The sequence below is a fragment of the Stappia sp. genome, from assembly GCF_040110915.1.
GTDB lineage: Bacteria > Pseudomonadota > Alphaproteobacteria > Rhizobiales > Stappiaceae > Stappia.
The window spans coordinates 1,228,241-1,254,143 of the sequence record NZ_CP157793.1 but is presented as its reverse complement, the minus strand read 5'-3'; the positions used below and the strand labels follow the sequence as shown (position 1 = coordinate 1,254,143).

Sequence of the window (25,903 nt, the reverse complement as noted above, 5' to 3'; positions counted from 1 at the left end):
CGACGTGTTCTCGATCCGCGGCCCAACTTTCGCGGTCGGCGCCGTGACATTGGCGTGCGGGGGCAATCCGGCGTCCCGGATCGCGCGGCGAAATCACGCCGTCAAATCAAGCCGTCTGCGTCGTGCGCTCCGCCAGCCCCTCGCCCTTCAGCCGCACACGGTCGATCTTGCCGGTGGCGGTTTTGGGCAGATCGGAGGCGAGCACGATTTCCTCCGGCACCATGTAGTTGGGCAGCGCCGCCGCCACATGGCGCTTGACCTGGCGCGCGGTCAGTTCCACCTCGGCCTTCGTTGCGACGAAGGCGGCCAGCATCTTGCCGCCGCCGTCCGTCTCGCGGTCGACCACTGCGACCTCGGAAATCCCGGCATGGGTCAGCAGCGCGTCCTCCACCTCGCGGATGTTGATGCGATAGCCGCGGATCTTCACCTGCGCGTCGCGCCGGCCGACGTAGTGGATCAGCCCGTCGGCCTCGACGCGGACAAGATCGCCGGTGCGATACAGCGGATCGAAAAACGCATCGTGCAGCGGGTTCTGAGCAAACTTCTGGGCGCTCATCTCAGGATCGCCCCAGTAGCCGCGCGCGACCGTCGGCCCGCGTGCGCATAACTCGCCTACACCCTCCGACACCGGCCGGTCGTCCTCGTCCAGCACCAGCACCTGCATGTGATCGCAGGCGCGCCCGATCGGCAAGGCCGCGCCGGACGGCGGCGTTTCGATCTCATGCGCCGTGACGTCGTTGATCTCCGTCGCGCCGTAGATGTTCACGTAGCGGGCCTGCGGGATCTTGCGCATCAGGTCGGCGAGCGCGGTCGGCGGATAGGGTTCGCCGGCGAAGAAGATCAGCCGCAGCGCGTCGAAATCGGCGCGCGGTCCGTCGAGGATCCGGTTGATCAGCATCAGCACCGAGGGCACCGACTGCCACACGGTGATGCGCTGATCGGCGATGAAACTGGCGAGATCCACCGCGAGAAAGCCGATCCCCTGCGGCACGAGACAGACGGTCGCGCCGGCGCTCAGGGTGACATAAAGATCGAAGAGCGAGAGATCGAACTGCAACGGCGCATGCGAGGACACGCGATCCCCGGCGCGAATGTCGAAATAGCCCGTCGCCCACTCGACAAAGGCGACGATGTTGCGATGGGTGATCATCACCCCCTTCGGCCGCCCGGTGGAGCCCGAGGTATAGAGGATATAGGCGAGATCGTCCTCGATGCGCGGCACGGCCATCTCCAGCGGCACGGTTGCGGCGACCGTCTCGGCCGAGACGATCCGCACATCTTCGCGCGAAAGCGCCAGCGGCTTGGCGCCCAGACACAGGATCGTCTGGACATCGACGCCCTCCTCCAGAAGGGCGTCGAGACGCGCGGCCTTGCTGCCGCTGGAGATCAGCACGGCCAGGCCGCAATCGGCCACGATCCGCGCCAGACGCGGCACCGGGCCGGTCGGGTCGAGCGGCACGCAGATCCCGCCGGCGGTCATCACCGCGATCAGCGCCGCGACCGCCTCGGGCGTCTTGTCGAGATAGACGCCGACGCGGTCGCCCGGCGCCACGCCCGCCTCGATCAGCGCCCGCGCGATGCGCCGGCTTTCGATGTCGAGATCCGCGTAGCTGCGCGTCGCGCTCTCGTGACAAACGGCCTCGTGCTCCGGCGCGCGGGCGGCCGCGCGCGCGATCAGGTCGACGACGGTGCGCGCCATCCTTGCCTCCTTTCGGCCAGCGGGTTTCCCCTGAGCTTCGTCTCGCCTCACGCGACCGGCGTGCGCATGAGATACTTGAAGTATTCGTAGCGCGGCCCGAGAAACCGTTCGGCCTTGCCCCACATGTCGTCCTCGGTGATCGCGGACGGGTACATCCGCCCCACGGCGGAGCGCTCGAACAGCGGCCGCAGCGTCGTCAGCGCCAGAATGTAGAAGAGGTCGTGATCCATCTTGTAGCTCTTGCGCCGGTCGCCGTCCCACTCGGTGCGGATCGCCTCGCGGTGCTTCTTCAAGAGGAAGAAGTGGGGAATGAAGTAGTTCCACAGCCGGCGGGCGAGCGGACGGATTTCGTCCTCGGGGACATCGGGGAAATAGCCGCTGATCTTCGCCGTGATCGGGTCGAACTCCAGCAGATTGTCCAGCGTGTACTTGTCGAGCGACGTCGGATAGCCGAGCTTGCCGGTCATGCGGTAGATCGCGCTGACGAGATCGCGCCAGGCCTGCATCGCCTTCACGTCCGCCGGCAGGTTGCCCATGTCCTGCACGCTGTCGAGATCGATCAGGAAGAGCTTCCCGCTCTCCGCCGAATAGACGAAGTTCCCCCAGTCGCCGGAGTAGCGATAAAGGCCCGTCAGCGAGAAGTCGTGCAGCAGCTTGCCGGCCTCGCGCGCCAGCGCCTGAATGACCTGAAGCCGCACCCGCTCGTCGTCCGGGTCGCCCTCGATGCCGAGGGATGCGCGGATCTCGTCGTAATGCGCGTCGAAGGCCGGATCGGTGCCGCGCGTCAGTCCCGCGCCGAACAGGATCTCGGAAATGCGATAGGAGGCGGAGCCCGGCGACAGCGTCAGGACCGCGCCCATCGGCTGGCCCTGGAAGCGCAAGCTCTCGTCGTATTCGATGACGGCGAGCGGGGCGATGGAGGGCACGCCATGTTCGATGAGGCGTTGCGCGGACCAGAACTCGCGATGCGCGCGCTCGTGCACGATGCCGCCGATGGGGCTCGGCGAGGAATAGGCGTATTTGTACTCGGCTTCGTTGGAGATGCCGAAATGCGGATAGGTCACGAGGTATTCCAGCAGGTCGGTGAGCGGCGGCACCGGATCCTGGCTCATGTCGTCATGGAGCTTGTTGGAATACTCCGCGTCGCCCGGCAGGATCGGGTTCCACAGGCCCACGCCCTTGAGCTTGGCCGCCTTGAAGGTGACGCCCGGATCGGCCTTCAGGGCGACCGGCTCGTGGAGCGCTTCCCAGGCGCCGCGCCCGCGCCGTGTGAAGGTCGGCACCACGCCGTTCCAGCTGGCGATGTCGAGCAGCCGGCGCGTCTCGCGCTCGGAGATGTCGAGACCGTCGAAGTGGTGGGTGACGGTGTAGTTCAGCTTGTGATGCATGTTCATGGCGGACAATCCCTGACTGCTCCGGTCGAGCTCAGCGCGTGGTTTCAGGCGCGGGGTTCTGGGCGTAGGTGCGGCTGCCGAAGATCGCCGAGCCGACCCGCACGCTGGTGGCTCCACGGCGGATCGCGGTCTCGAAGTCCCCGGACATGCCCATCGAGCGCCCCGGCAGGCCGGCGGCCTCGGCCAGGCGCACGAGAAGGTCGAAATGCGGAACCGGGTCTTCCCCGGCCGGCGGGATGCACATCAGCCCTTCGATGGCGAGACCATGCACGTCCTGACAGCGGGCGACGAATTCCACCGCCGCATCCGGGTCGATCCCCGCCTTTTGCGGCTCGCGGCCGGTGTTCACCTGAACGTAGAGGCGCGGCGCGCGGCCCTGGCGGCGGATCTCCCGGGCGATCTCGGCGGCGATCTTCTCGCGGTCGACGGTCTCGATCACATCGAACAGCGCCACCGCGTCGCGCGCCTTGTTGGACTGCAAGGGCCCGAGCAGGCGCAGCTCGACGTCCGGGTACTCCTCCTTGAGCGCCGGCCATTTGCCCTGGGCTTCCTGCACCTTGTTCTCGCCGAACACACGCGCGCCGGCGGCGATCACCGGGCGGATCGCGTCGGCCTCGAAGGTCTTGGAGACGGCAACCAGCGTCACCGGCGGGCGGACCCCGCCGCGCGCCTGTTCGGCGGCCGAAATCCGGTCCAGAACGGCGGTCAGTCGATCGAGCGTTTCATCCATCGCGGATTTCCCCTCCTCGTGTCGCGGCCGCACACCGGCCGCCCTGTCGGGACGCGCGGTCCCGGGTCATCCCCCCACCCCGAGCCAGGTCGGGATCAGCAAGGTCAGCGACGGCACGAAGGCCGCCAGCAGGACGATCCCCACATGCGCCAGTGTGAAAGGCAGCGCCTCGCGTACCGCGCCCTCATAGGGCGCGTCGGCTATTCGCGCCGCCGTCATCAGCGTCAGCCCGACCGGCGGCGTGATGTTTCCCAGATTGAGCGACAGCAGCATCACCAGCCCCGCGTGAAGCGGGTGGAAGCCGAGGTCGACGAGCGCCGGCGCCAGCACCGGAACGGCGATGATGATCGCCGGCAGAACGTCGATGAACATGCCGATGACGATCAGCAGCGCGGCGACGGCGAGGATCTGCACATGCGGACTGGCGCTCAGGCTGGCGATCAGTTCCGCCGCGTCGCGCGCAACACCCGAGCGCGTCACGAACCAGCCGAGCACGTTGGAGGCGCCCAGCAGCAGGAACACCACGCCGGAGAAACTGACGGTCGAGACCACCGCCTCCCACAGATCGCGGGCCGACAGCGTCCGGTAGGCGAAGGACCCCAGCAGAAAGGCGTAGAGACAGGCGATCACGGCCGCCTCGGTGACGGTGGTGAGGCCGCTCAGAACGCCGATGATGATGACCAGCGGAATGCCCAGCGCGGCCGCGGCGCGGCCTCCGCTCGCGGCGATCTTCGCCGCGCTGATGCGGCCGTGATCGGGATAGCCGCGCCGCCAGGCCACCAGCACGCTGACGGCGAGCATCGCCGCCCCCATCAAGAGGCCCGGCAGGATGCCGGCGGCGAAGAGCCCCAGGATCGAGACGTCGCGGAGCGTCGCGGCATAGGCGATCATGATGATGCTCGGCGGAATGATCGGCCCGACCATCGCCGCGCAGGCCGTCACCGCCGCGCAATAGGAGGCGCTGTAGCCCTCGCGCTTCATGGCGGGAATGAGCGTGCGTCCGATGGCCGCCGTTTCCGTCACCGCCGCGCCGGTCAGCCCGGCGAACATCAGGCAGGTGGTCACATTGACATGCGACAGCGCGCCGGGAATGCGGCCGAACAGGCTGCCGGCGAAGGCGATCAGCCGCTCCGTCAGGCCGGAGCGGTTCATGATCTCCGCCGTGACGATGAAATAGGGAATGGCGATCAGCACATAGCCGGAGACGCCCGAATAGAAGCGATCCGCGAGAATGAACAGGAAGTCCGGCCCGCCGATGGAGACGGCGCCGACCAGCCCGGCCGCGGTGAGCACCAGCCCCAACGGCAGCCCGACGAGCATCAGCAACACGAAGGCGAATGTCGCGCTCATCGGCCGACCTCCAGGGTTTCGGCCCGAACCTTGGCCGGCGCCTCTTGTTCATGCGGATCGGGTCCATGCGGATCGGGCTTATCGGACCGGTCGGACGAAAACGCCGCCTCGCGGGTGCCGACCGCGCGATCTTCGGCGGCACCGGCCTTGCCCGACGCCGCCGGCCGGGCCGCGTCTTCACGCGGCCCCTCGTCCCCCGTCTCGTCGGAGGATTGCTGCAGAAGCCCCACGCCATCCGCCAGATGCAGGCACAGGATCGCGCCGGCAACGGGAACGGCGGCCGCCGTCCAGCGGTGCGAGACCTGCACCGTGTCGGACAGGATGTAGAGATGCTGCGCGGTCGCGGCGAACTCGAAGCCGTACCAGACGAGCGCCACGCCGAAGATCGCGATGGCCGCGAGATTGAGCCCCTGCGCGGCGCGCGCCGCCCAGCGCGGCAGGGACCTGGCCAGCGCGATGATGGCGATGTGCTCGCCGTATTTGAACGCCACGGTGATGCTGAGCATTCCGAACCACGGCAGGAACAGCCGCAACATGGACGAGCGCGTGTTGTCATGGAGAAACGCGAGCGGACCCTCGTCGAACCAGTGTCCGACGCCCGCCTGGGTGGCGAGCGACGACAGGCCGGAGAGCGCGATCCCCAGCCCGGAAATCGTCAGCATCACCAGCAACAGCACGGCACAGACGACCACCGTGGCGTGGTTGACGGCATCGCTGAGCTGACGCAGGCGGATCCAGAGGCTCATTCAGCGTCCCCGACACGGGTTGCGGGCAGGATTGCGAACAGGGTTGCGGGCACCGAACACCCCCGACGAAGGGTCGCCGCCGGCACGTCACGGGCGACACGCCACAGCCGACACGCCACAGGCAACACGGGGCCGGACGGATCGCGCCCGCGCGCAGCGGTCCCGCGCGTTCCGCAAGGTGCCGGCGCGCGGGCGCGGACCGTCGACGGTCGCGATCAGTCGAGATAGCGCTCCACCAGCGTCTCGCGGCCTTCGGTGCGAATGCGCGCGATCTCCGCGCGCAGGTCGTCGAACAGCGCCGCCTGCGGGCCGAATTCCTCCACCAGCCAGTCGCGGTAGATCGGCTCCGCGAGGCTGCGCATGCGCTCGCGCTCGGAGGCCGGCAGGACGTAGCATTCCTTGAAGGCGCGGCAGGAGTTTTCCCAGCCGACGATGGTGATCTTGGCGGCAACGCCATGCGCCAGCGTCACGGCCTCGCGGGCCGCCGTGACGATGATCTCCTGATAGTCGCGCGGCAGCTGCGAGAACCAGGCCTCGCTGACGCTCCAGGTGATCGTGTTGTACACATGCCCCGACCAGGTCGTGTAATCGGCGACATCGTGGATCTTGAAGATGTCGTTGACGCCCGGCGCATGGAAATGTCCGTCGATCAGTCCCGTCGCGAGGCCGGTCTGCAACTCGCTCCAGGGCAAGGGCACCGGCGCGGCGCCGAGCGCGCGCATGATCGTCATGTGCGCCTCGTTTTCCTCCACCCGGATCTTCAGCCCGTCGAGGTCCTCCACGGTGCGGATCGGCCGTCCGTTGTTGGCGAAGGCGACGAAGCCGCCACCGTCGTCCAGCGTGCCGAGATACCGAAGTCCGGTCTCCGCGACCATCGGCTTCATGAACTCGGCGAACCACTGGGAATCGAAGAAGGTCCAGGCGGTCCGATAGTCGGGGAAGAGAAACGGCGCCGTCACCATCTCGTAGCGGCGGTAGAGCGAGGCCTGCGTGCCGGAGCCCAGCATCACCGACTGGATGGTGCGCCCGGCCCGGGCCTGACGGGCGATCTCGACCTCGCCGCCGAGTGCGCCGTTGCCGAAGACCTCGACCTCGAGATCGCCGCCGGTCGCGCTCTCCACCAGCCGTTCGAAGTGCTTCAGTGCCGGCGCCGTCTCGTTGCTCGTCAGATCCTCGGGGTAGAGATGCGCGATGGTCATCGTATAGCTGGCGGCATGAGCCGGAGTGCCGGCGCCGACCGCAAGGACAAGCCCGAGCGCCAGCACCGCCGATACACGGCACGCGCGCGGGCGCGATCTCGCAAGGTCAAAGACCTCGAACAGCATGACGTCCTCCGCACCAACAGATTGGCAGGACGGAAAATCTCCTACGCCCTGCAATTGGTGGAAGGTTATGTCTCCACCTGTGGGTGGTCCAATTCAATATACCTATTTCTTCCAAGGCGCCGCGGCTTTCCTTCAACGCCACAAGGCGGCGGATCCGTCCTTGTTCGCCGCAAGGCCGGACGCGCGACGGCGCGCGGAAAAAGCGTCGCCGCCTCTTCCGCACGCCGCCTCTTCCGCACGCCGTCGATCCTTGCGCGCTGTCGGTCTCACGGGCCCCGTGTCGCGGGGCCGGCGATCAGCCCGAAATGGCGCCCTTGCTCGCCGGCGAGGCCAGTTGCGCGAACTTGCCCAGAACACCGGTCTTGTAGCGCGGTTCCGGCTGCACCCAGGCCTTGGCCCGCCGCTCGATCTCGGCGTCGTCCACCTCCAGCTGCAGCAGCTGGCGCGAGGCGTCGATGGTGATCATGTCGCCCTCCTCCACGAGCGCGATCGTGCCGCCCTCGAAGGCCTCCGGCGTCACGTGACCGACGAGCATGCCCCAGGAGCCGCCGGAAAAGCGGCCGTCGGTGATCAGCCCGACCTTGTCGCCGAGCCCGCGCCCGATGATGGCCGAGGTCGGCGCGAGCATCTCCGGCATGCCGGGCCCGCCGCGCGGGCCGAGATAGCGCAGCACCAGCACGTCGCCCGGCTTGATCCGGTCGGACAGGATGGCGTCCATCGCCGACTGTTCGTCGTCGAAGACGCGCGCCGGGCCGGTGATCGACGTCGACTTCAACCCCGTGATCTTGGCCACCGAGCCGTCGCGCGCCAGATTGCCGCGCAGGACGGCGAGGTGCCCCTGTTCGTAGATCGGATTGTCGATCGGGCGAATGATGTCCTGATCCGCCGGCGGGGCATCGGGCACATGCTCCAGTTCCTCGGCCAGCGTGCGGCCGGTGACCGTCATGCAGTCGCCGTGCAGCAGGCCGGCATTGAGCAGGATCTTGAGGACCTGCGGGATTCCGCCGACCTTGTGCACGTCGACGGCCATGTATTTGCCCGACGGCTTGAGGTCGCAGATCACCGGCACGCGCTGGCGAATGCGCTCGAAGTCGTCCAACGTCCATTCGACGCCGCCGGCGTGGCAGATCGCCAGATAGTGCAGCACCGCGTTGGTCGATCCGCCCGTCGCCATCACCAGCGACACCGCGTTCTCCACGCTCTTGCGGGTGACGATGTCGCGCGGCTTCAGCCCCTTCTTGACCGCCTCGACGAGAACCTTCGCGGACTGCACGGCGGAGTCCAGCTTCTCCTGATCGACATTGGCCATGGTCGAGGAATAGAGCAGCGACATGCCGAGCGCCTCGAAGGAGGAACTCATCGTGTTGGCGGTGTACATGCCGCCGCAGGCACCGGTCGTCGGGCAGGCGTTGCGCTCGATCCCCTCGAAGTCCTCCTCGCTCATCATGCCGGCCTTGAAGGCCCCCACCGCCTCGAAGGCGGAGATCACCGAAAGATCCTGCCCCTTCCAGCGGCCGGGCTTGATCGTTCCGCCGTAGACATAGACCGCCGGCACATTGGCGCGCACGATGCCGATCATGCCGCCGGGCTTGTTCTTGTCGCAGCCGCCGAGCACCAGCACACCGTCCATCCATTGACCCTGGACGGTCGTCTCGATGCAGTCGGCGATCACCTCGCGCGAGACGAGGGAGTATTTCATGCCCTCCGTCCCCATGGCCATGCCGTCGGAAATCGTCGGCACGCCGAAGATCTGCGGATTGGCGCCCGCCTCCTTGATCGCCGCGACGGCCGCATCGGCCAGCGGCTGCAATCCCGCATTGCAGGGCGTGATGGTGGCATGGCCGTTGGCGATGCCGATCATCGGATTGTCGAAATCTTCCTTCGTATAGCCGAGACCATAGAACATGGCCCTGTTCGGCGAACGCTCGACCCCTTGCGAAATCGTCTTCGAACGCTCGTTGTATGGCACCCGCGTTTCCTCCTTGACGGTTTTGAATTGGGCCCGCCCCGAAGGACATCGAACCGCGGGCCATCTCGTTCAGGCCTCCGCCGCGTGCCCCCGCCGCCGGCCGACCCTCCCCGCAAGCCCGTCCTCCACCACAGACGGAAACCGGCCTCGCAAGGCGCGCGGATGCTATCGGACCGGGAAAATTGTCTGAAATATACTTATAGGGGCGGTTTCATATGTTTTTCGACTAAGTGACACGCGTGTGCACCCACCTCCCGTCCCGGCGCCCCCTCGCCCCAGCTCACTCCCGCCCCGGCCGGCCGTCACCGTTCAGATGCACGCGCGGATCTCCGTTCAGGCGCACCCGCGGGGCCTCGCCGGCCGAGGCCGGCAGCCGTCCCTGCGCCGGCATGGACGGGCCCGCGGGCCGGGCCGGATCGGACGCCCCTTGCGGAGCGGACGGCTCTTCCCGTCCGCCGCGGATGCTCTCCGCGATCTCGATCAGCCGCTTGACGGTGGGCGAGGCATCGTCGCGCCGCCACACCAGACCCGTCTCGATGGTCGGCGCCTTGCCGTCCAGTTCGAGATAGGCAACGCCCGGGCGGGCAAGGCGGCGCAGGGAATCCGGCACCATGGCGATGCCCATGCCGGCCGACACCAGGCTGATGATCGTCTGCATCTGGATCGCCTCCTGCCCGATCACCGGCTCCAGGCCGTTGGTGGCGAAATAGGTGGTGATGATGTCATGAAAGGCGGGCGCGCTGCGGCGGGGAAACAGCAGGATCGGCGCCTCCGCGACGTCGCGCAGACGCAGCTTGCCCTCCGCCGGGGCGATCCGTCCGCTGTCGATCCAGGCCTGTGGAACGGCCGCCACCAGCGGCTCGCGGTGCAGGCCCATGTAGGCGAGCGAGGCATGCAGCGTGGCATGCAGCGGGATCATCAGGCCGGCGTTGATCTCCCCCTGCAGCAGCGCCTCGACCTGCAGATCGCTGGTCATCTCGCGCAGGGTGACCCTGACCTCCGGGTAGGCTTCCCCGTACCCCCGGATGAGATCCGGCAGAAGGCTGTAGTCCGCCGTCGTGACGAACCCGAGCTTGAGGCTACCGATCTCGCCGCGCGCCAGCTGACGGGCCAGCCCCGGCAGGGCCTCCACCTCCTCCAGCAGCTTGGTGACATGCGACAGGAGATGCTCGCCCACCGGAGTCAGGGCGACGTGCCGCTTGGTGCGCTTGAACAGTGTGACCGACAGTTCTTCCTCGAGCGCGAGGATCGCCTGACTGAGCGGCGGCTGGGTCATGCACAGCCGCTCGGCCGCGCGACCGAAATGCAACTCCTCAGCCACTGTCACGAAGAATTTGAGTCTCCGGAGATTCATGGTTCGCCTTCTCGCTTGCCTCGGGATCGCCCCATCTGTTCGCCCATCTGTCGGCCCTCCTGCGCGAAAGCCTCGCACGGCAGGCCATGGCGCCGCCGCCCGGCGCCTTCCCCCTCGTCTCGCCACCTCCACACGGCGAGGTTGTTTTTGGTTGCATAACTCTCATATACACTCATAGATCGTATTGATACCACGTGACGCCCGAATTTGTCACCGGTGTGGCAATCCGCACCCACATCGCCCCGAGGCGTCATTTTTGACGGGAAAAGCTTGCGCTTTCCGCGCATTTGGCTTTCAATAAAGTACTATTATCAATATTATTTTAGAATAAATCGATTTAAAATTCCTATTACACTTTCCCTTTCTTCCTGCACCATACTTTTTTCGTCAGTTCATTTCGTGACGACATTTGGGCGATATTGAGAGCCGGCGGAACGTCGCTGCATGACAACGCTGACCGAGCGGATTTCTTCTTGCAGCACTCCGGGCCACCGCATCCAGCGCCTGCCATTTCGACGTCAGACAGGAGCGATCATGGATTTCAGCTTCACACCGGAACAGGACGCCTTCAAGGAAAAGGTCCTGGAGTTCGCCCGCACCGAGCTCGACGCCGGGGACCTGCGCGAGCGCGACGAGACCTGCACCCTGTCCCGCGATCTGTGGAAGAAGATCGCCGGTTTCGGCATCCTCGGCCTTCCCTTCGACCGCGCCTACGGCGGCCAGGAGCAGGACATCATCACGACCGTGCTGGCGATGGAGGCACTGGGCTACGGCTGCCGCGACAACGGCCTGCTGTTTTCCATGAACGGACAGATGTGGACCGTGCAGATGCCGATCGCGCAATTCGGCACGCCGGAACAGAAGGAAAAATACCTCACCGGCCTGATCGCCGGCGACCTGATCGGCGCCCATGGCATCACCGAGGCGGAGGCCGGCTCCGATGTCATGAGCCTGGGCACCAGCGCGGTGCGCGACGGCGACCACTATGTGCTCAACGGCGCCAAGGTGTTTTGCACCAACGGGCCGGTCGCCGACGTCTTCGTCATTTTCGCCACCGTCGACAAGAGCGCCGGCTCGCTCGGCCTGACCGGCTTCGTGGTGGACCGCGACACGCCGGGGCTCATCATCAGTGAGAACCGCAAGAAGATGGGCCTGCGCACCTCGCCGATGGCCTGGCTGACGCTGGAGGACTGCCGCGTGCCTGTGAGCGCGCGCATCGGCAAGGAGGGCCAGGGCGGGCGCATCTTCAACAACTCCATGGAGTGGGAGCGCAGTTCGATCCTCGCCAATCTCGTCGGCGCGATGGAGCGTCAGCTCGAGGACTGCATCGAACACGCGAACAAGCGGACCCAGTTCCGCAAGCCGATCGGCAAGTTCCAGTCGGTCTCCAACCGCATCGTCGACATGAAGCTCAGGCACGAGACCTCCAAGCTGCTGCTCTACAAGGTCGCCTGGCTGAAGAAGACCAAGGGCAGCTGCCCGATGGAGGCAGCGCTCGCCAAGCTCTATCTGAGTGAGGCCTGGGTGTCCTCCTGCCAGAACTCCGTCGTCCTGCACGGCGGCTACGGCTACATGCAGGATCGCGAGGTGGAGCGCGATTTCCGCGATGCGGTCGGCGGGCTTCTCTACTCCGGCACGTCCGATATCCAGCGCACCATCGCCGCCCGCGCCCTCGGGCTCTGACGGTTCCGGATCGGGCGGGACCATGCAGGAACGCTCCCATGCGGGAGCGTTCCCATGCAGGACGGCCACGGGCACTCGACGGGTTCATATCCGAACGGCCGCCTATCGCCCCCGCAAACCTCGGAAAAACATATTACTTGAAATACACTTCTATTTTTATGTTTCAAATCCGATTAGACGATATTTATTTAGATTTACTGCGCGTATTGACTGACTTATTTTGGTTATTATCTTCAATCATAACATTTATACACAGACGCCGAGTTATACACAGACGCCGAGCAAGAATACCGGCGACACCATAACAAGATCCCTTTCGGACAGACGCTTGCACGAAGAGACAGGCGACGAACGCCTGCTCGCCTCCCCCGCACCACAGCAACCGGCACCGTGCCTCGCGGCCGGTCGCGCGCCGCCCGTCAGGGCATTGCGGCGACCTTCGCCCGCCGGCACAGACCCGGGGCCTTTGCCCATCGGGATCACACAGGGCCCATCGGGATCACACAGGGAAGGAAATCGTCGTGGACGCGCAGACACTCGACACCACCGGCATCAAGCAGACCCTCAACGCCTATCTGCTGGAGAACTCGGGCGTGACCGTCTCGGGCGGCATCGATCCGGACGAGAACCTGCTGGACAGCGGCATTCTGGACTCGCTCGGCATCGCCGAGATCACCGAGTTCATCGAGAAGGAGTTCGGCTTCGACATCGACGAGGACGAGATCACCGCCCAGAACTACCGCTCGCTGAACACGCTCGTCGCGTTCTGCGCGGACAAGCTCGCCGCGAAAGCCGGCTGACACGGGCGGCTCGCCCCTCTCCCCACGTCGACAAGGGACACGCGACATGTCAAGCAAGGTGAAGGCCGACCTCATCCTCGTCCACGCGCCGGCGATCTACGATTTCCGGAACCGCGACGACTTCGTGCTCGGCTGGTACTCCAGCCAGGAAAGCAGCAACGTCACGCCCATCTTCGAGATGCATCCGCTGGGCTTCCTGTCGATCAAGAGCTTCATGGCCGAGCGCGGGCTCGACGTGAAGATCGTCAACCTCGCCTCCCTGATGCTCAAGAACCCGACGCTCGACGTGGAGAAGCTGCTGGATCATCTCGAGGCCCCGATCTTCGGCATCGACCTGCACTGGCTGCCCCACTGCCAGGGCTCGATCGAAGTCGCGGGGCTGCTGAAGAAGGCGCATCCCGACAGTTTCGTCGTCTTCGGCGGCATCGTCTCGACCTATTACGCGCGCGAGATGATGCAATATCCGCAGATCGACGGCGTCATTCGCGGCTATGACACGCTGGAGCCCTTCGCCGATCTGGTCGGCCAGATCAAGCGCGGCCAGCGCGGGCGCTACGACGTGGAGAACCTCGTCTACAAGGACAAGGGCGAGATGGTCGACAACGGCCATTCCTACACGCCGGAGGTGCTGAACGACGTCGCCATCGACTGGTCGAAGATGTTCCCCAAGACCTCCAGCCTGCTCAACATGCCCAATCTGATGGTGCTGCCCAACACCGGCTGCCAGCAGAGCTGCGGCTGGTGCTCGGGCTCGCGCTGGGCCTACCAGCGGATGATGAACGTCGACAAGAAGACCGTCTTCCACCGTCGCTCCGAGCAGCTGAACAAGGAAATCCTGACCTTCCCCAAGACCGAGTCGCCCTTGAGCGTCTACACGCTGCAGGCCTATTCGGAATCCTCGCCGCGCCTTCTGTCCTATCTCGAGGCCGTCAACGACAGCGGCGTGGTCAGCTCCGTCTCCTTCGAGCAGTTCCGCCTGACCAAGCCCTCGGTGCTCAAGCAGATGGTCGACGTGGCGCCCAACCTCGACATCTACATCAACCTCTCGCCGCAGTCGCATGACGTCGAGATCAGCCGGCTGACCGGACGCGGCACCTACACCAACGAGGAGATGGAGACCTGGATCGCCCAGGCGCTCGATATCGGCATCAAGGGCGTCTACCTCTGGTACACGATCGGCATGCCGAAGCAGACGCATGAATCCGTGATGGAGACGGTCGCCTACTCCCGCAAGCTGATGCAGCGCTTCCCCAACGACAAGATCGTCCCGACGATCTTCGGCATGGTGCCCTTCCTCGATCCCGGCTGCCAGTGGTTCGAGGAGCCCGACGCGCACGGCTACACCGTCTTCCACCGCGATCTCGAGACCCATCGCAAGGCGCTCACCTCGCCGCGCTGGCACGACGCGATGAACTACGAGACGAAGTGGATGAAGCGGAAGGAATTCCTGCCGAGCATGTATGAGGCGATGCAGGTCATGGCCAACGACAAGGCCGAATTCGGCCGCATCACCAAGCGCAGCATCGACATCGTCAACGGCCGGATCGACCATCTGCGCTACCTCACGGGCGCGGTCGACGAGGCGATGACGCTGGACGGCAAGCTTCCCGACGGCTTGCGCCGCGAGGTGGGGCGTCACAACGACGAGATCCTCTCATATGCCGCCGACGTGGCGCTGGTGAAGAAGCCGCTGTCCGGGCGCTGGTACGACGACCACACCGTGCCGCAGGAGATCATCGACGCCTGCACGCGCGACCGCGCCGCCGCCTGACGCGACCCGCCGCGCACGCTCGCCGGTTCCCCGTCGTCGCCCGTGTCCCGGGCGGCGCGGACCGGCCCCCGTTCCCTTCAGTCATGAGGTCTGCGATGACCATGTCCTCCGTCGGCATCCTGTCGGCCGCGCGCTACCTTCCCGACCGCACCGCTCCCATCGCGGACGTGCTGGCGAGCGACGGCCTCGCCGTCCCGCCAGACACCGGCGACCGGCTCGGCATTGCGCAGGTGCATGTCTTCGAGGGCGAAAGCCCCACCGAAATGGCCGTTGCCGTATCGCGTCAGGCGCTCGATGCGGCGGGTCTTGCGCCGACCGACCTCGACGCCATCATCGACTTCTCGGTCATGCCGCAGCGCTACGTCGAGCCGGCCTGGTCGATGAGCAACGAGTTGCAGGCGGAACTCGGCGCCAAGGGCGCCTTCACGCTCGGTTTCAGCGGCGGCGGCTCGGCCAATCTGCATGCGGCGCTGAAATTCGCGCGCGCCCTCATCCGCGCCAATGACGACGTCGACACGATCCTGCTCGCCGCCGCCGACCAGGCGATCCCGGGTAACCGCGTGCTCGCCGCCGGCGCGCCGGTCACGGTGATCGGCGATGCGGCGAGCGCCGTCATCGTGCGCCGCGACGCGCCCTCGGCGACACTCGTCGATGTGGCCGCGCGCTCGACCGGCGCGCGCCACGACGTGCTCAACATTCCCGGCGGCGGCATGGCCCATCCCACCCGGCTCGACCTCTACCGGCTGATGCTCGACGAGGCGCACTACACGGCCGCCGACCGCATGACGGAGTTGCGCCAGGTGGTCGACGCGCTGCTGGCCCGCAACGGCCTCACCCGCGACGACATCGCGCATTTCATCACCGCCAACATCTCGCGCGACGACAGCGAGGCCTTCGCCTCCGCCATGGCGACCAACGGCCGTCTGGTGCCGGGCGATCTCGCCGCCTGCGGCCACGTGCACTCCTGCGATCTCGTCTTCACCTATCTCGATCTCGCGCGGGCCGGCGGCAAGCCGGGCGATCTGGTGCTGATCGCCTCGCACGGCATGGGCTTCTTCCGTGGCGCCACGCTTGTGAAACTGTAAGGGAGACACGCAGATGGACCACGTCGGCATCCTTTCCGAAGCCTTCTACCTGCCGCCCGACAAGAAGCTGGTCGAGGACGTTTTCCGCGACGAGGACGTGCCCTTCGGCACCTTGTCGAAGAACATCGACTTCCAGCGCGACATCGGCATCCACGACATTCACGTCACCGACGCGCTGCCCTCGGCCCTTGCGCTGGAAGCGGCCGAGCGCGCGCTCGCCCAGGCCGGTGTCGCGCCGCAGGAGGTCGATCTCGTCGTCGACTTCACCAGCATCCCGGAGGACTATGTCGGGCCGACCTGGTCGGCGGCCGGGCTGGTGCAGGAGAAGCTCGGCCTGCACAACGCCTTCGCCACGGCGGTGAACACCGGCGGCTGCGCGAGCTACCATCTGGCGCTGAAATCCGTCATGGCGCTGATGCAGTCCGACGACGACGTGCAGACCGCCCTGCTCTTCGCCGGGGACCGCACGCCCGATCTCAACAAGACCTATTATCCGATCACCGTCGCCTCCGACGGCGGCAGCGCGCTGGTGCTGAAGAAGAACGCGGAGCGCGCGCGCATCCTCGGCGTGGAGACCATTTCCATCGGCCGGCTGCACGACGTGTGGTATGTGCCGGGCCTGCAGAACCGCCAGCCGAACGAGGACGTGAGCGAAAAACTCCTTCACATGTACGCCAAGATGGACAAGTTCAACGAGGGCGTCATACCGATCAACTTCCGCATGTTCGGCAAGGTGATGGACCGGCTTCTGAAAAAGCTCGACATGACCTATGACGATGTCGACTATTACATCTATCCGACGTTCTCGACCTGGGATCAGGCCTATTTCCTGAAGAAGTTCAATCTTCCGCGCGAGAAGGTCTACACGCAGGCGCTCAAGCACCGCGGCCATGTGCAGGAAAGCGACATGGTCATCAACTACGCCGAGGCGGTCGAGCAGGGGCTGATCTCCTCCGGCGACAAGGTGATGGTGGTGTCGAACGGCGCCGGCTTCGCCTGGTCGGCGGCCATGATCCGGCACTGATCGTGTCCGCATGGTGTCTCGGAACGCACCGGCGCGGTCCATTGAGGTTCCCGACGTCCTGATCCGCATCGAGGGGCGTGCCGGGCGCATCACGCTGAACCGGCCACGCGCTCTCAACACGCTGACGGGCGCGATGGTCGCGGCCATGCACACCGCGCTCGACGCCTGGGCGGAGGATACACGGGTCGCGCTCGTGCTGATCGACGCGGCTGGCACGCGGGCGTTTTGCGCCGGCGGCGATATCGCCGAGGTTCACGCGCTGGTCGCCGCCGGTGATCTGGAGGCGGCGCGCGTGCATGTCGCGCGGGAGTACCGGCTCGACCTGAAGATCGCCGGCTATGCGAAACCCGTCGTGGCGCTGATGGACGGCCGGGTGATGGGCGGCGGGCTCGGGATCTCCGCCCATGCCCGCCATCCGGTCGCCACCGACCGCACGCAAGCAGCCCTTCCGGAATGCGCGCTCGGCTGGGTCCCCGATTCCGGCGCCTCCGCCCTGCTCGCGGCGATGCCGGAGACCGTGGCCACCTATCTGGCGCTTTCCGGCGCGCAACTCTCCGCCGGCGACGCGGTGGGCTTGGGGGTTGCCCGCCACATCGTGCCCGCAGCGGCGCGCGACACGCTCACGCAAGCGCTGTGCGACAGCGGGCGGGCCGATGAGATCGCGGACTTCGAATGCCCCCCGCCACCGGGTCCGCTCGCCGGGCGTCGCGCGGAAATCGACGCGGTGTTTTCGGCGTCCACGGTGGCGGAGTGTCTCGACCGGCTCGACGCGATGGCACGTGAGGCCGGCGACGACGCAGGAAATGGCGCCGCACGGGAGCGGGCCGCCTGGGCGTCCGGAACCGCGCGTGCCATCCGCCGTCACGCCCCGCTCGCCCTCACCCTGGCGCTGGCGCTTCTCCGGCAAGGCCGATGCGGCCCGGCGCCCGGTGATCTGCGCGCGGCAATCGCGCGCGAATACGGGATCGTCTGTCAGTTGCTCGAAACGCCGGATTTCAAGGAAGGGATCCGCGCCCTGCTGATCGACCGGGACCGGGCGCCGCGCTGGCGGCAGACCCACGATCACCGCTTCGAGGAAGCGGAGATCGACGCCTGGTTCACCCGAGGCGCCGGCTTTTCCCTTTCGGCCGCCTTTTCCCTTGCGGATGAGACGTGACGCACCGTTCCGTTCCGGCTCCGGCGCGTCGGGTCCGGGTCCTCAGCTCCAGTAGGTGAGAGGTGCCGCATCGCCGCGATAGCCGACGAAACAGGAGGCCGTCACCCGGCGCCCGCCGACCGCCGGCGTCACGCAATGGATGAGCTGGGAGTTGAACAGCACCAGATCCCCGTTGCCCGGGCGGATGACGACACGCGGCTCGTCGAGCCCCTCGCGGGCGATGCCGTCGTCGGTGACCTGCACCGCGTCTTCCTCCGGCGTCGGTTCGCGCAGCCACAGTTCGAGTTCGCCGCCCGCCGGCGGCATGTCGAGATAGATGTTCATGGCCATCTGCCCGGTCAGCCCGGCGGAGTCGTCGCCGAGCATGCGCGCCAGCCGGTCGTTGTGCGGCAGCATCACCCCGCCCGGCTCGATCACCCGGCAGGTCCCGACGAAACTCTTGTTGCCCTTGATGGTCTGCAGCGTCGCGCCGGCCGGCCAGATCTCTTCCAGCAGCAGACGGAAATGGTCGATCGGCGTCAGGGTCGGATAGATCATGTCGCGGATGCCCCAGATCGAGCGCATCGCCTCGCTGTGGTACTGCTCGGCCTTCTCCGCGCGCCCGGCGACATCCACATAGCCCATGCCGAGACGCTTCAGCGAACTCTGGATCTCATAGGCCTCGAGCTCGGAATGCGCCGCGATGGCATCGGCGAAACGCGCGCTCAGCTCCGCCGGATAGAACCCCGGCACATGGATGGCGTCGACCGCGCGGGCGATCAGCTTGCGAATGGATTCCGCCGTCAGATCCCGCGCGATTTCACCGGTCTTCAGCATGTCAACCTCCCGCATGTCGTGCTTTGGCTTCCCAATCAACCCATGCGCGTATTTTCCCTTGGACCGCGGCCGGCGACAAATATGCGTTTCGACAATTTGCGCGCGTCCGTTGCGGGCCCCCGAGGCGGCGGCGCCCCTAATAGGAGGACGGCCGTTTTCTGGTGAAATCGTGGGACTCATGCCCCTCGATGGGCGGGGTGAAGACGCTGAGGCACATGGACGGGTCGTCCACCACCATGCGGTGGGCGTCGTTCTCGTTCATGATGAAGACGGTACCGCCGGCGCCATTGGTGTCGATCGGGTGGCGGCCGTCGCCCCAGACGTATTCGCCGCTGCCCGTCACGTAGTAGCAGGACTCGAAGTGGTGCCGGTATTGCAGCGGCGAGTCCGTATGGGCATTGCCAAGGGTCTGGCACAGGGCGAAGCCGAAGCCGTCGCTGCGCACCAGGAGGCGTCGGCTCTGGCCGTTGCCCCAGAAGACGTCGCGCGGCGTTCCCTCGATTTCCGCCACCGAGCGCACCAGCGCGGGCGTCTCGGCCGGCAGGGGCGTGTCGCCGGCGAAGATCGAACAGATCCGCAGGTCGCTATCCGCCGTGAAGGCAATGCGCGCGTCGGCCCGGGCGGCGACAATCGTGTCGGGCGCGATCGGCCAGCACCGGCCGTCGATCGAGACGGTTCCCTCGCCGGCGACGCAGTAATGGGCCTGCGCCTCGAAGGGCGCGGCCGCCCCCGCCGTCAGCCGGTCGGCTTCGCCGGCGGCGATCCGCGTGTCGTAGATCGCATGCCCCACCGCGTCGGACGGGGCCACCATTTCCCGCGATGCGGCGCGCTCGAAGACGCCGGCCGCCGGGGCGGCATTCCAGGTTCGCACGATCATCTCCACCTCCCACATCCCTGACCCAGGGACGCGGCGGCTTCAAGACGACCCACCCCGCCGCGCCAGTCCTCGAAGGGTGCCAGCGCCGGAGCAATTACTCTAATATTTTCATCGACTTATATCGAAAACCAATGAACAAGGCGGGCGTTCCATATGATCGCATGCCCTTGCGCTCAGCGCGCGGCGAAGAGCAGGAGCCCCGCGCACACCGCGAGGTTCAGCGCCCAGAAGACGAGCGCGAGACGCAGCCGGGAGGCATGCGGACGGCCGATGTCAATCATAGCGGAACCTTTCGGCCAGGATCTGGCGCGGCGCGACGCCGATCTGGATCAGCGTGTCCTCGGCGATCTCCATCATCGCCGGCGGTCCGCAGAGCACGAAGAGCCAGTCCCGGTACTTCGGGTCGGAAAACAGCGCCCGGATACGCGCCGCATCGAGCAGGCCGACCTCGCCGTCCCAATCCGGCGGCGGCTCCGACAGCACCTGAACGATCTCGGTCCTGTGCAGCCGGCGAATGCGCGCCAGTTCCTCGCCGCAGGCGATCTGCGCTGCCGTGCGATTGCCGTAGACGAGCACCGTGGGGCGCGGGTCTTCCTCGCGGATCAATTGACCCAGAAGCGCGAACATCGGCGCAATGCCCACCCCGCCGGCGAGAAAGGCGATGCCGGGCTCGCGTCGCCCCTCCAGCGTCAGATGTCCATGCGGCGCGTCGAGATAGGCCCGCGTGCCGACCTCGACGGCCCCGAGCGTAGAGGTGAAATCGCCAAGCTCCTTCACCAGAAAGCGCACTTCGGGCCCGTCCGCCGGCGCGGAGGCGATGGAGAACGGATTTTCGGCCAGCGAAAACGGTGTGCGGCCGATGTTGAGCCAGGCGAACTGGCCGGCCCGATAGGTCAGCCCGTCGTGGCCGTCGGGAGCGAGCGTCACCTCCCAGGTTCGTGTCGCGGCCGAACGCACCGCCGCGACCCGCCACGGGTGGCGCATCTGCGCCAGCGGCTTGATCGCATAGACGAAGACAAGCGACAGCACGGCCAGCGCGACGAGCCCCGTCCAGAGCCCCTGCATCAGCGGATCCTGGCTGTAGCGGCCGGCCTCCAGCGCGTGGACATAGACGAGACCGGCGATCGCCAGCGCGCCCAGCCCATGCGCCAGCCGCCAGGTTTCGTAGCGATAGGGCAGCTTGTCGCGGGCGATCGACAGCACCACCAGCGAGGGCAGGAGCGCAAAGGCGAGCACGCCCGTCACCAGGCCCTCCCCCTCGAAAGTCAGGGTGAGTTGCCGCGTCGGATCGTAGGGCAGCGGCCGGTTGAAGGGCAGCGTGTAAAGAAAGGGATGGATCAGCGCCAGCGCGAGCGCCGAACGCGCCAGCAACTGGTGAAAGCGCATCGTCACGTCCATCCCGACACGGCCGGAGATGGCACGGAAGCGGCCGGACAGCAGGAATTCCACCAGCAGGATCGCGAAGGCGACGAGCCCCGCGCCGGCGGCCAGTTCGTCCATCAGCGGACGCGGCGGTCGCCCGCTCAGCCCGGCGAGCACCAGAGGCGCGAAGACGAGGCAAAGATACAGGACAATCAACGCGAAGGCAGGCATTGCGGCTCCATTCGCGGCAGCCCGGTCACTGCGGCGGATTGAGCCACACGGCCCCTTGCGTTTCAACCCGGCGTTTCCCGTATGCCGCGCGAGGACTGCCGGGTTGCCTCAGGCCGGTTCCTTGAGCCGCTCGATGGCCTGCGGGAGCCCGGCAAGCCCGTCGATCACCATATCGGCGCCGAGTTCGTCGACGGGCCGGCGCGTGTAGCCGCCGCGCAGGGCCACGCAGGCCATGCCGGCCGCGCGCGCCGCATCGATATCGGCCGCGCTGTCGCCCACCATGAGGGCGCGCGACGCGGGCACGCCGAGCGCCGCGCAGGCCGCATGCAGCATCTCCGGGTCCGGCTTGCGGGTCGCGCAAGTATCGCCGCCGATGACGACCGGAACGGCCGTGTCGAGCCCGAAGTGCGCCAGGATGCGGCGCGACAGGGCTTCCGGCTTGTTGGTGACGACGGCGAGGCCCACGCCGGCGCTTGCATAGGCGGCGACGGTCTCGCCCGCCCCCGCCATGAGGACAGTCTCCTCCGTCAGTCGCTCACCGTAGACCTGCGTCATGCGCGCGCTCATGGCGTCGAGCCCGGCCGCGTCGAGCCTCTGCCCCCGCGCCGCGAAGGCCCGTTCCACGAGCTTGCGCAACCCGTTGCCGACCATCCCGCGCACCGCGTCGCGGGTGAGCGGATCGAGCCCCTCGGCGGCCAGCAGCCGGTTCACGGCCGATGCGAGGTCCGGAACGCTGTCGACCAGCGTTCCGTCGAGATCGAACAGCAACGCCTGCGGCCAGCCACAGCGCGTCCCGCCAAACTCCATCCCTCGCGCCATGCAATCCTCTTATCTGTCGTCGGGGCAATGGTCGTCGCCGCAGTGATACCCGGGCCGTTTATGGTCGGGCCAGTCATAGTCAGGCCAGTCATAGTCAGGCCAGTCACAGTCAGGCCAGTCGCACTAAGGCCAGTGATCGGGTCCTTCGACCGAGCGGGTCGGAAGACCGCCGACCCATGAAGGCCGCGCCTACCCTCCCGCGCTTCGCGCGCGCTGGCAAGGGGATACGGAAGGAGAAAACGCGATCGCCGTCTCGGGACCCGGCATCAAGGCAAGACATCGCGGCACGGCATCTCGGCATGGAAATGGGAGCGAATGCAGGGGCGCCGGACACGCGGGTTCTCCCCAGGCGGCAGCGGTCCGCCGGCCCCGGATTTGCGCCGCGCGCGCGAGTGTGCGAGGTTCCGCAGCGGCCAGGGGGCAAGCGCGCGACGCGCAGGCCCGCGGTCGTGTTCGGCGCGCTCCCGCGTCGGCCCGGTCTCGCGTCGGCACTCGCGCCGCCCGGATCCCGGCCGTTTCGAGACGGTCTGTCGGCCCGTCAGCCAGCCAGACACAGGCTGACAGCCGAAAACGGCTCGTCCGCCGAACGCAGGCGTGCACGTCCGATGGGCGCGCCTGAGCACGCAGGATGTGCGCAGCCGAGCCGCGCGCATCCGTCCGTGCCGGCTTTCCGGCGTTTCGCGCGCGCGGTCGCAGAGTTCGCGCGTCTGCGCAAGCGCGCCACGTTCGCCCGCTTGCGCAAGCGGGCCATGGCGCCGGAGCCCTGATCGCCCCCGTCGCCCCGCCTGGGGGTGACGCATAAACCTGCTGCCCCGCCTCGGGGCGCGCGGGTGCGGTTCGGGGACGACACGACAATCCGACGCACGCTCATGCCGCTCCACGGCAACATCGCGTCGGATTCCAGCCAGAATATGGCGCATGTGTCGTCCCGGTCTCGATCCGCCCTGCGTCAGACTTGAAAGAAAAATCACGGGAAACGGAGGTTTAAGATATCGATATGTACCGAAAAATTTTGATACCGGTCGACCTGGCCCATGTCGGTCGCCTGCAAAAGGCGCTGACGACGGCCGCGGATCTCGCCCGACACTACAAGATCCCGGTGTGCTACTGTGGGGTCACCACGCAAACACCCAGTTCGCTGGCGCACACGCCCGCGGAGTTCGGCGAAAAGCTGGCGGCCTTCGCCGAGGGCCAGGCCGCGGAGCACGGCATCGAGACGACCAGCCATCCGGTCGCCTCGCACGATCCGACCATCGACCTGGACGCGACGCTGATGAAGGTGATCGAGGAGACGGGCGCCGATCTCGTGGTGATGGCGTCGCATGTGCCCAACATCACGGATTACATCTGGCCGTCCAATGGCGGAACCATCGCCACGCATTCGTCGGCCTCGGTATTCGTCGTCCGCGAGACCTGAAGGGGCTCATGATCCCGCAAGCGCCCCGCTGCGCTTGCCAAAACCATCAAGACAGGGACACGCCATGACAGACCAAGCCACCGGCACCGGGATTCCCGAGCCCGAAGGCGCGGCCGATATCATCGAGACGGAATTCGAGATCGGTCAGGACAACATCGAAGGCAACGTCGGCCCCTTCGGCTTCGACATCCACAACCCGGTGTTTCTCATCTCCGGCCTTTCCGTGGTCGCCTTCGTGATCTACGCCCTCGTCGTGCCGCAGCAGGCGGCCGACTTCTTCGGCTGGCTCCGCCCGGCCCTCACCAGCACCTTCGACTGGTTCTTCCTGAGTTCCGCCAACATCTTCGTGCTGTTCTGCCTGATGCTGATCGTCAGCCCCTGGGGCAGCGTGCGCCTCGGCGGCCAGGAGGCGACGCCCGACTACAGCTATCTCGGCTGGTTCGCGATGCTGTTCGCCGCCGGCATGGGCATCGGGCTGATGTTCTTCGGCGTTCTGGAGCCGGCCTATTACTTCGCCACGCCCTGGGGCGACGCGCCGCTCGGCACCGTGCGTCCCTTCGACGAGAACGGCGCGCTCATCGCCGCCAACGTCGAGGAAGCCCGGCGCATGGCGCTGGCCGCGACCTCCTACCACTGGGCGCTGCACCCCTGGGCGATCTATGCCGTGGTGGCGCTGGCACTGGCGCTGTTCAGCTTCAACAAGGGCCTGCCGCTGTCGATCCGCTCCGCCTTCTACCCGATCTTCGGCGAGCGCGTGTGGGGCTGGACCGGCCATGTGATCGACACCATCGCGGTCTTCGCGACGCTGTTCGGCCTCGCCACCTCGCTCGGCCTCGGCGCGCAGCAGGCGAACGCCGGCCTTGAGTATGTCTACGGCGTGCCCAATTCGGTGACCGTCCAGGTGATCCTGATCATCGGCATCACGGCCGTGGCGCTCGTTTCGGTGCTGCGCGGCCTCGACGGCGGCGTGAAGGTGCTGTCCGAGGTCAACATGGTGATCGCCTTCCTGCTGCTGTTCTTCGTGCTGTTCACCGCCGGCGCGGCGAGCATTCTGACGGAGTTCGCGCAAGGGATCGTCGCCTACGGGCAGGAGGTGATCGCGCTGTCCAATCCGTTCGGGCGCGAGGACACCGGCTACCTGCAGGGCTGGACGGCCTTCTACTGGGCCTGGTGGATCAGCTGGTCGCCCTTCGTCGGCATGTTCATCGCCCGCGTCAGCCGCGGCCGCACGGTTCGGGAATTCCTGACCTGCGTGCTGATCATCCCCTCGCTCGTCTGCATCCTGTGGATGGCCGTCTTCGGCGGGGCCGCGATCAACGACATGGTCGCCGATCCGGCGACGAGCGCGGTCAAGGCCAATGTGATCGACGCCTATCGCCCGGAGCTCTCGCTCTTCGCGATGCTCGAGGGGCTGCCGCTCGCGGCCATCACCTCGACGATCGGCATCGTGCTGGTGATCGTGTTCTTCGTCACCTCCTCCGACTCCGGCTCGCTGGTGATCGACACGATCACCGCCGGCGGCAAGGTCGACGCGCCGGTGCCGCAGCGCGTGTTCTGGTGCACCTTCGAGGGGCTTGTCGCGATCGTGCTGCTGATCGGCGGGGGACTGAGTTCGCTTCAGGCGATGGTGATCTCCACCGGCCTGCCCTTCACGCTGGTGCTGCTGGTGATGTGTTTCGCCATCTTCCGCGGCCTGCAGACGGAACAGCGCTGACACGCGCTTCGACCACCCGGTCACGGCGCAGGACACCGGAGGCGGCGGGCCATCCCGCCGCCTCTTTTCGTTCGACGCCCCGCCCTCTATCCTCGCGGCCGACACCCAAGTCATCTCACGACCCCGACGGCGCCATGCATCACCTGTTCATCCCGCCCGTGCTGTGGGCGGTTCTTCTCGGCCTGATGGTCTATGCCCGCGAGACCCTGCCGCTCGGCAGCCTGTTAGACACACCCGCCCGGCTCGGCGGCGTCGCGGTGATCGCCGCCGGGCTCGGCATTCAGGCGGTGGCGGCGGGGCAGTTCCTGCGCGCGCGCACCAATCTGCACGCCTTCGGCGATCCCGACCGGCTGGTGACCGACGGGCTTTTCGCGCTGTCGCGCAATCCGATGTATCTCGGCTTCGTGCTGACGCTGGCGGGCGCGGCCCTTCTTCTCAACACGCTGTCGGCGCTGGCCGGGCCGGTCGTGTTCTTCCTCGTCGCCAATGCCTGGTACATCCCGCGCGAGGAACGCCTCGCGGAGGCGATCTTCGGCGACGCCTACCGCGCCTATCGCGCCCGCGTGCGCCGCTGGCTGTGA

21 protein-coding genes are annotated in these 25,903 nt (G+C 66.8%); 9 read left to right on the top strand and 12 right to left on the bottom strand.

Annotation, left to right across the window (positions count from 1 at the left end; genetic code table 11):
• Positions 1 to 106: 106 nt before the first annotated feature.
• From ABL312_RS05395 to ABL312_RS05360, 8 genes are all read right to left on the bottom strand, one after another.
• Complete coding sequence (locus tag ABL312_RS05395; RefSeq protein ID WP_349360350.1) at positions 107 to 1,699, bottom strand: amino acid adenylation domain-containing protein; 1,593 nt, start codon at positions 1,697 to 1,699, stop codon at positions 107 to 109.
• 47 nt (positions 1,700 to 1,746) lie between these two features.
• On the bottom strand, positions 1,747 to 3,093 hold the full coding sequence (locus ABL312_RS05390) for a hypothetical protein (RefSeq protein WP_349360349.1): 1,347 nt from the start codon (positions 3,091 to 3,093) through the stop codon (positions 1,747 to 1,749).
• 31 nt (positions 3,094 to 3,124) lie between these two features.
• Positions 3,125 to 3,823 carry a YggS family pyridoxal phosphate-dependent enzyme gene (locus ABL312_RS05385; RefSeq protein WP_349360348.1) on the bottom strand — a complete coding sequence of 233 codons (699 nt, stop codon included), beginning with the start codon at positions 3,821 to 3,823 and terminating at the stop codon, positions 3,125 to 3,127.
• A gap of 66 nt (positions 3,824 to 3,889) precedes the next feature.
• On the bottom strand, positions 3,890 to 5,173 hold the full coding sequence (locus ABL312_RS05380; protein ID WP_349360347.1) for a TRAP transporter large permease: 1,284 nt from the start codon (positions 5,171 to 5,173) through the stop codon (positions 3,890 to 3,892).
• Positions 5,170 to 5,919: a TRAP transporter small permease gene (locus ABL312_RS05375; RefSeq protein ID WP_349360346.1), complete on the bottom strand. Its 750-nt coding sequence runs from the start codon at positions 5,917 to 5,919 to the stop codon at positions 5,170 to 5,172. The genes ABL312_RS05380 and ABL312_RS05375 overlap by 4 nt, the downstream gene beginning before the upstream one ends.
• Positions 5,920 to 6,134: 215 nt before the next feature.
• The gene (dctP, locus tag ABL312_RS05370; RefSeq protein WP_349360345.1) at positions 6,135 to 7,118 is read right to left on the bottom strand and encodes a TRAP transporter substrate-binding protein DctP; all 984 of its coding nucleotides are present in this window, start codon (positions 7,116 to 7,118) and stop codon (positions 6,135 to 6,137) included.
• Positions 7,119 to 7,539: 421 nt separating this feature from the next.
• Positions 7,540 to 9,213, bottom strand: a complete 1,674-nt coding sequence (gene ilvD, locus ABL312_RS05365; protein WP_349360344.1) for a dihydroxy-acid dehydratase — start codon at positions 9,211 to 9,213, stop codon at positions 7,540 to 7,542.
• Positions 9,214 to 9,493: 280 nt separating this feature from the next.
• Positions 9,494 to 10,540, bottom strand: a complete 1,047-nt coding sequence (locus ABL312_RS05360) for a LysR family transcriptional regulator (RefSeq protein WP_349360343.1) — start codon at positions 10,538 to 10,540, stop codon at positions 9,494 to 9,496.
• A gap of 561 nt (positions 10,541 to 11,101) precedes the next feature.
• On the opposite strand from ABL312_RS05360, the gene ABL312_RS05355 reads away from it, so the two are divergent.
• From ABL312_RS05355 to ABL312_RS05330, 6 genes are all read left to right on the top strand, one after another.
• On the top strand, positions 11,102 to 12,250 hold the full coding sequence (locus tag ABL312_RS05355) for an acyl-CoA dehydrogenase family protein (protein WP_349360342.1): 1,149 nt from the start codon (positions 11,102 to 11,104) through the stop codon (positions 12,248 to 12,250).
• Positions 12,251 to 12,771: 521 nt separating this feature from the next.
• Positions 12,772 to 13,050, top strand: a complete 279-nt coding sequence (locus ABL312_RS05350; protein WP_349360341.1) for an acyl carrier protein — start codon at positions 12,772 to 12,774, stop codon at positions 13,048 to 13,050.
• A 46-nt stretch (positions 13,051 to 13,096) separates the two neighbouring features.
• A complete protein-coding gene (locus ABL312_RS05345) occupies positions 13,097 to 14,821 on the top strand; it encodes a cobalamin-dependent protein (protein WP_349360340.1) in 1,725 nt (574 codons plus the stop codon).
• Positions 14,822 to 14,916: 95 nt separating this feature from the next.
• On the top strand, positions 14,917 to 15,906 hold the full coding sequence (locus tag ABL312_RS05340) for a 3-oxoacyl-[acyl-carrier-protein] synthase III C-terminal domain-containing protein (protein WP_349360339.1): 990 nt from the start codon (positions 14,917 to 14,919) through the stop codon (positions 15,904 to 15,906).
• A 13-nt stretch (positions 15,907 to 15,919) separates the two neighbouring features.
• Complete coding sequence (locus tag ABL312_RS05335) at positions 15,920 to 16,930, top strand: 3-oxoacyl-[acyl-carrier-protein] synthase III C-terminal domain-containing protein (RefSeq protein WP_349360338.1); 1,011 nt, start codon at positions 15,920 to 15,922, stop codon at positions 16,928 to 16,930.
• Positions 16,931 to 16,940: 10 nt separating this feature from the next.
• The gene (locus ABL312_RS05330; protein ID WP_349360337.1) at positions 16,941 to 18,086 is read left to right on the top strand and encodes an enoyl-CoA hydratase/isomerase family protein; all 1,146 of its coding nucleotides are present in this window, start codon (positions 16,941 to 16,943) and stop codon (positions 18,084 to 18,086) included.
• A 42-nt stretch (positions 18,087 to 18,128) separates the two neighbouring features.
• Here the strand turns inward: ABL312_RS05330 and ABL312_RS05325 are convergent, their stop codons facing one another.
• The 4 genes from ABL312_RS05325 to gph all read right to left on the bottom strand — a co-directional run bounded on the left by ABL312_RS05325 (position 18,129) and on the right by gph (position 22,191).
• A complete protein-coding gene (locus tag ABL312_RS05325; RefSeq protein WP_349360336.1) occupies positions 18,129 to 18,902 on the bottom strand; it encodes a 2OG-Fe(II) oxygenase in 774 nt (257 codons plus the stop codon).
• Positions 18,903 to 19,038: 136 nt separating this feature from the next.
• Positions 19,039 to 19,779, bottom strand: coding sequence for an ectoine synthase (locus ABL312_RS05320; RefSeq protein ID WP_349360335.1), 741 nt, complete (start codon positions 19,777 to 19,779; stop codon positions 19,039 to 19,041).
• 273 nt (positions 19,780 to 20,052) lie between these two features.
• On the bottom strand, positions 20,053 to 21,372 hold the full coding sequence (locus ABL312_RS05315) for a ferredoxin reductase family protein (RefSeq protein ID WP_349360334.1): 1,320 nt from the start codon (positions 21,370 to 21,372) through the stop codon (positions 20,053 to 20,055).
• Between the two features lie 108 nt (positions 21,373 to 21,480).
• On the bottom strand, positions 21,481 to 22,191 hold the full coding sequence (gph, locus tag ABL312_RS05310) for a phosphoglycolate phosphatase (RefSeq protein WP_349360333.1): 711 nt from the start codon (positions 22,189 to 22,191) through the stop codon (positions 21,481 to 21,483).
• A gap of 997 nt (positions 22,192 to 23,188) precedes the next feature.
• Between gph and ABL312_RS05305 the strand changes: the two genes are divergently transcribed.
• The 3 genes from ABL312_RS05305 (at position 23,189) to ABL312_RS05295 (ending at position 25,903) form a co-directional block, all read left to right on the top strand.
• A complete protein-coding gene (locus tag ABL312_RS05305) occupies positions 23,189 to 23,608 on the top strand; it encodes a universal stress protein (protein WP_349360332.1) in 420 nt (139 codons plus the stop codon).
• Between the two features lie 64 nt (positions 23,609 to 23,672).
• Entirely contained in the window at positions 23,673 to 25,322 is a 1,650-nt protein-coding gene (locus ABL312_RS05300) for a BCCT family transporter (protein ID WP_349360331.1), read from the top strand.
• Between the two features lie 134 nt (positions 25,323 to 25,456).
• Complete coding sequence (locus ABL312_RS05295; RefSeq protein ID WP_349360330.1) at positions 25,457 to 25,903, top strand: methyltransferase; 447 nt, start codon at positions 25,457 to 25,459, stop codon at positions 25,901 to 25,903.

What these genes read in the sequence shown, in the direction of transcription:
- ABL312_RS05325 (WP_349360336.1), bottom strand. Translation starts at nt 18,902, where the DNA reads ATGCTGAAGACCGGTGAAATCGCGCGGGATCTGACGGCGGAATCCATT.
- ABL312_RS05295 (WP_349360330.1), top strand. Translation starts at nt 25,457, where the DNA reads ATGCATCACCTGTTCATCCCGCCCGTGCTGTGGGCGGTTCTTCTCGGC.
- dctP (WP_349360345.1), bottom strand. Translation starts at nt 7,118, where the DNA reads ATGACCATCGCGCATCTCTACCCCGAGGATCTGACGAGCAACGAGACG.
- ABL312_RS05380 (WP_349360347.1), bottom strand. Translation starts at nt 5,173, where the DNA reads ATGAGCGCGACATTCGCCTTCGTGTTGCTGATGCTCGTCGGGCTGCCG.
- ABL312_RS05385 (WP_349360348.1), bottom strand. Translation starts at nt 3,823, where the DNA reads ATGGATGAAACGCTCGATCGACTGACCGCCGTTCTGGACCGGATTTCG.
- ABL312_RS05340 (WP_349360339.1), top strand. Translation starts at nt 14,917, where the DNA reads ATGACCATGTCCTCCGTCGGCATCCTGTCGGCCGCGCGCTACCTTCCC.
- ABL312_RS05330 (WP_349360337.1), top strand. Translation starts at nt 16,941, where the DNA reads ATGGTGTCTCGGAACGCACCGGCGCGGTCCATTGAGGTTCCCGACGTC.
- gph (WP_349360333.1), bottom strand. Translation starts at nt 22,191, where the DNA reads ATGGCGCGAGGGATGGAGTTTGGCGGGACGCGCTGTGGCTGGCCGCAG.
- ABL312_RS05305 (WP_349360332.1), top strand. Translation starts at nt 23,189, where the DNA reads ATGTACCGAAAAATTTTGATACCGGTCGACCTGGCCCATGTCGGTCGC.
- ABL312_RS05355 (WP_349360342.1), top strand. Translation starts at nt 11,102, where the DNA reads ATGGATTTCAGCTTCACACCGGAACAGGACGCCTTCAAGGAAAAGGTC.
- ABL312_RS05375 (WP_349360346.1), bottom strand. Translation starts at nt 5,919, where the DNA reads ATGAGCCTCTGGATCCGCCTGCGTCAGCTCAGCGATGCCGTCAACCAC.
- ABL312_RS05300 (WP_349360331.1), top strand. Translation starts at nt 23,673, where the DNA reads ATGACAGACCAAGCCACCGGCACCGGGATTCCCGAGCCCGAAGGCGCG.
- ABL312_RS05335 (WP_349360338.1), top strand. Translation starts at nt 15,920, where the DNA reads ATGGACCACGTCGGCATCCTTTCCGAAGCCTTCTACCTGCCGCCCGAC.
- ABL312_RS05390 (WP_349360349.1), bottom strand. Translation starts at nt 3,093, where the DNA reads ATGAACATGCATCACAAGCTGAACTACACCGTCACCCACCACTTCGAC.
- ABL312_RS05395 (WP_349360350.1), bottom strand. Translation starts at nt 1,699, where the DNA reads ATGGCGCGCACCGTCGTCGACCTGATCGCGCGCGCGGCCGCCCGCGCG.
- ABL312_RS05345 (WP_349360340.1), top strand. Translation starts at nt 13,097, where the DNA reads ATGTCAAGCAAGGTGAAGGCCGACCTCATCCTCGTCCACGCGCCGGCG.
- ABL312_RS05320 (WP_349360335.1), bottom strand. Translation starts at nt 19,779, where the DNA reads ATGATCGTGCGAACCTGGAATGCCGCCCCGGCGGCCGGCGTCTTCGAG.
- ABL312_RS05315 (WP_349360334.1), bottom strand. Translation starts at nt 21,372, where the DNA reads ATGCCTGCCTTCGCGTTGATTGTCCTGTATCTTTGCCTCGTCTTCGCG.